4 protein-coding genes and 1 pseudogene are annotated in these 4,660 nt (G+C 41.2%); 1 reads left to right on the forward strand and 4 read right to left on the reverse strand.

The window, feature by feature from the left end:
- Positions 1-212: 212 nt before the first annotated feature.
- Positions 213-503 (forward strand): annotated as a pseudogene (locus DB41_RS08780) (transposase family protein); the annotation flags it as partial.
- A 209-nt stretch (positions 504-712) separates the two neighbouring features.
- On the opposite strand, the gene DB41_RS08785 reads toward DB41_RS08780, so the two are convergent.
- From DB41_RS08785 to DB41_RS08800, 4 genes are all read right to left on the reverse strand, one after another.
- Entirely contained in the window at positions 713-2,467 is a 1,755-nt protein-coding gene (locus DB41_RS08785; RefSeq protein WP_052244062.1) for a leucine-rich repeat domain-containing protein, read from the reverse strand.
- 540 nt (positions 2,468-3,007) lie between these two features.
- The gene (locus tag DB41_RS13075; RefSeq protein WP_080502483.1) at positions 3,008-3,151 is read right to left on the reverse strand and encodes a leucine-rich repeat domain-containing protein; all 144 of its coding nucleotides are present in this window, start codon (positions 3,149-3,151) and stop codon (positions 3,008-3,010) included.
- A gap of 38 nt (positions 3,152-3,189) precedes the next feature.
- Complete coding sequence (locus DB41_RS08795; RefSeq protein WP_080502481.1) at positions 3,190-3,471, reverse strand: leucine-rich repeat domain-containing protein; 282 nt, start codon at positions 3,469-3,471, stop codon at positions 3,190-3,192.
- Positions 3,472-3,509: 38 nt separating this feature from the next.
- A partial coding sequence (locus tag DB41_RS08800) for a leucine-rich repeat domain-containing protein (RefSeq protein WP_202965123.1) occupies positions 3,510-4,660 on the reverse strand: 1,151 nt, incomplete at its 5' end.

Below are 4,660 nucleotides of genomic sequence, written 5' to 3' on the forward strand. Positions count from 1 at the left end.
GTTCTAAGCATTTAGGAGCAGCCACAGCTTTTGGGGATTAAGGGACGCGGCTATTTTGGTTTTGCTAAAAGAATGAGATTGATTCTTTGCCTTATTTGAGAAAAACGGCTCTTTTTGGTGCTTTGTTTTAATTTTTCTACTAGACTTCTTTCGAAACTGTAATAAAATGCAAATTTTAGTAAGATGGTGACTCAATATTTAAAGGAGGCACCATGAAGTTTGATAAGATAGAGAAATTAGATGATGAGCGATTTCGACGATTGACAGGGGTAAAGCGTACTACCTTTGATAAGATGGTGCAAATTTTACAGGAAGCCGATAAGGCCAAGAAGATTAAAGGGGGGCGTAAATATAAACTAAGTCTAGAAGACATGTTGTTGATGGCATTGGAATATATGCGCGAATATAAGACCTATTTCCATATTAGCCAAAGCTATGGAGTTAGTGAAAGCTCAGCCTATAAAGCGGTGAAATGGATTGAAGATACGTTAATCAAGCATCCAGAAGAAACAGATAAGATTATAGCAGGATATTTCACAATGCGCGACTTTATGAGCAGCACTTATCAAGGCAATATCATTAGGATTTGATGGTTTGCATAGGTTATGCGAAGCTTGGTCTGGCTATTTTTATGAAACTCTTTTTGTTTTCCATCTATTGCCCATTTTTATAGAAATAGTTACTTCTAAGTACTCTTGTAGGATACCATTCCTTATAGGAACCGCTGCCTTATTTTCTCGGCGATATCTTTCAAAGGATTTTCCGCTAATTCAAGCGTTTGCAGCTTAGACAGCCGCCCGATTTCTGCAGGAAGACTAGTGAGCTGATTCTGGTTTAAGATAAGCCATTGCAGCTGAAACAGTTGCCCAATATCTGCAGGAAGGCTGATGAGCTGGTTCTGATTTAAGTAAAGCTTTTGCAGCTGAGACAGTTGCCCAATCTCTGTAGGCAGAGCGGTGAGCTGGTTATGGCTTAAATCAAGCCATTGCAACTGAGACAACTGCCCTATTTCTGTAGGAAGACTGGTGAGCTGGTTCTGGTTTAAGTAAAGCCCTTTCAGCTGAGACAACTGCCGGATCCCTGTAGGAAGGCTGGTGAGCTGGTTTTGAGTTAAGTAAAGCCCTCTCAGCTGAGACAGTTGCCCAATCTCTGTAGGCAGAGCGGTGAGCTGGTTTTGATTTAAGTAAAGCCATTGCAGCTGAGACAACTGCCCTATTTCTGCGGGAAGGCTGGTGAGCTGGTTTTGATTTAATTCAAGCCATTGCAGCTGAGACAGCTGGCCGATTTCTGCAGGAAGACTAGTGAGCTGGTTTCCTCTTAAGTTAAGCGTTTGCAGCTGAGACAGTTGCCAAATTTCTGCAGGAAGACTGGCGACCTGGTTTTGGCTTAAATCAAGCTTTTGTAACTGAGGCAATTGCCCAATTTCTGCAGGAAGGCTGGTGAGCTGGTTTTGATTTAAGTAAAGATGTTGCAGCTGTCTCAGCTGCCCGATTTCTGCAGGAAGGCTGGTGAGCTGGTTTTGATTTAATTCAAGCCATCGTAGCTTAGACAACTGCCCGATTTCTGCAGGAAGACTGATGATCTGGTTTTTGCTTAAGTGAAGCTCTTGCAGCTGAGACAATTGCCCGATTTCTGCGGGCAGAGCGGTGAGCTGGTTTTGGCTTAATTGAAGCCATTGTAGCTGAGACAATTGAACTATTTCTGCAGGAAGGCTGGTGATCTGGTTTTGATTTAAGTAAAGCCCTTGCAGCTGAGACAATTGACCTATTTCTACAGGCAAAGCGGTGAGCTGGTTTTGATTTAACTCAAGCCATTCCAACTGAGACAGCTGCCCTATTTCTGCAGGCAGAGCGGTGAGCTGGTTTTGATTTAAGTAAAGCCATTGCAGCTGAGATAACTGGCCTATTTCTGGGGGTAAGTAAGCCAAGCCTGCTTCAGCTAAATCTAAATCCGTGATGTTTTTACAATTTTCTTCAATCCAATCTCTAAGAAGCTCTCCTTTTTTTTGTAGAGGCAAGTGCTTAATTTCTTCTCGGCTCAAGTATTCTTCCCCAGCAGGAAGTTTTTTCCAAAGTAAAAGGCGATTAATATTTAAGAGATAAGAAGAGTAATTAGCCAGAGTTAAGCCTCTTTTTTCTTCTGTTTTCTCTTTAAATTCTAAAAGAGAAATAGATTTAGCTAAGGTAAAAACTTGTTTAAAAACTTGATAAACTTTTTCAGTAGAGGTAAGTCCAGGATTGAGTTGATAAACTTTAGCTAACATAAGAGTTCGCTGGGTAGTGGCCTTCCCCTTGGGGAAATGAAGCTGTGCTATTTTTTTATAAAGAGAAGGCATCAATTCAGAAGCCAGCAGATGATGCCATCTTTTACAGACGCTAAATAAGGAAGGAACTAAGCAAGCCTCTAAGATAGGGAGCAGCAATTCATTGGGCAAGCTTTCAATAGATGCCGGAGAGATAGGATGCATTTTATTTCCCTGGGTAGTGATGACTTTTTTAGCATTTTTATTTTTCAAAGGCAATATAAAAAAATTAAAAAAGCAAGTCAAGCCAATTCGTATCCTTATCAATGAAAAACAACTCACAAATGATCTATCAGCGCTTTTGTTTCAAATAGATTCAAGGAAAGGGCGGAGACCTTCCAGGCATTTAGGAGCAGCCACAGGTTTTGGAGATTAAGTGAGCGGCAATTTTGGTTTGGCTAAAAGAATGAGATTGATTCCTTGCCTTGTTTGAGAAAAACGGCTCTTTAGGGTGCCTTGTTTTAATTCTTCCCCCGCATGATGGAATACAATACGTCTAGCTTCTTCCTGTCAAGAAAGGTTGTTCTCCCAACTATAGCAATCTGCAGAAAAAGGGAAAAACTTCTTGTCGTTATAAATGTGTAGGTTAGCTTAAGCTCACTTAGTTGCCGGAAGAAAAGCTGATTACTTGTTTAAAGATAAGATGGCTAAAAGTTTTTTATTTCACTTTAGCTCACTTCAATTTAAAAAACATTCACAACCATTCTACAATTGAAAACGCAGCCTTATTCTTTCTGCAATATCTTTCAAAGGATTTTCCGCTAATTTAAGCGTGTGCAGCTTAGACAGCTGCCCGATTTCTGTAGGCAGAGCGGTGAGCTGGTTTTGGCTTAAGTAAAGCCGTGTCAGCTCAGCTCACCCCAATTTAAAAAGCACTTACAACCATTCTACAATTGAAAACGCTCCCTTATTTTTTCTGAAATATCTTCCAAAGGATTTTCCGCTAATTCAAGCTCGATAAGCTGAGACAACTGCCCAATTTCTGCAGGCAGGCTGGTGAGCTGGTTTTGATTTAATTCAAGCGTTTGCAGCTGAGACAATTGACCTATTCTTGCAGGAAGACTAGTGAGCTGGTTTTGATTTAAGTAAAGCACTCGTAGTTGAGACAGCTGCCCGATTTGTGCAGGCAGAGCGGTGAGCTGGTTTTGGCTTAAGTAAAGCCGTGTCAGCTCAGCTCACCCCAATTTAAAAAGCACTTACAACCATTCTACAATTGAAAACGCTGCCTTATTTTTTCTGGAATATCTTTCAAAGGATTTTCCGCTAATTCAAACTCGATAAGCTGAGACAGCTGCCCAATTTCTGCAGGCAGAGCGGTGAGCTGGTTTTGATTTAAGTGAAGCCCTTGCAGCTGAGACAATTGCCCAATTTCTGCAGGAAGGCTTGTGAGCTGGTTTTGATTTAATTCAAGCGTGTGCAGCTCAGACAATTGCCCGATTTCTGCAGGCAGGGCGGTGAGCTGGTTTTGATTTAAGTAAAGCACTTGTAGTTGAGACAGTTGCCCAATTTCTGCAGGAAGGCTGGTGAGCTGGTTTTGATTTAAGTAAAGCCATTGCAGCTGAGGCAGCCGCCCGATTTCTGCAGGAAGACTGGTGAGCTGGTTTTGATTTAATTCAAGCGATTGCAGCTGAGACAATTGACCGATTTCTGCAGGCAGAGCGGTGAGCTGGTTTTGATTTAAGTGAAGCGCTCGAAGCTGAGACAGCTGCCCTATTTCTGCAGGCAGAGCGGTGAGCTGGTTTTGATTTAAGTTAAGCAGTAGCAGATTAGACAACTGGCCGATTGCTGCAGGCAGAGGAGCTATGAGCTCGTTTTGGTTTAACTTAAGCACTTGCAGCTTAGACAGCTGCCCAATTTCTGCAGGAAGGCTGGTGAGCTGGTTTTGATTTAAGTAAAGCCGTATCAGCTGAGACAATTGGCCTATTTCTGAGGCTAAGTAAGTCAAACCTGCTTTAGATAAATCTAAAGCCATGATGTTTTTATAATTTTCTTCAATCCACTCTCTAAATAGCTCTCCTTTTTTTCCTAAAGGCAAGTACTTAGTTTCTTCTCGGCTCAGGTATTCTTCCCCACCAGGAAGTTTTTTCCAAAGTAAAAGGCGATTAACATTTAAGAGATCAGAAGAGTAATTAGCCAGAGTAAAATACCTTTTCTCTTCTGTTTTCTCTTTAAATTCCAAAGGAGAAATAGATTTAGCTAAGGTAAAAACTTGTTTAAAAACTTGATAAACTTTTTCAGTAGAGGTAAGTCCAGGATTGAGTTGATAAACTTTAGCTAACATAAGAGTTCGCTGGGTAGTGGTATTCCCCCTGGGGAAATGAAGATGTGCTATTTTTTTATAAAGAGAAGGCATCGTTT

The organism is Neochlamydia sp. TUME1, assembly GCF_000813645.1.
Lineage (GTDB): Bacteria > Chlamydiota > Chlamydiia > Chlamydiales > Parachlamydiaceae > Neochlamydia.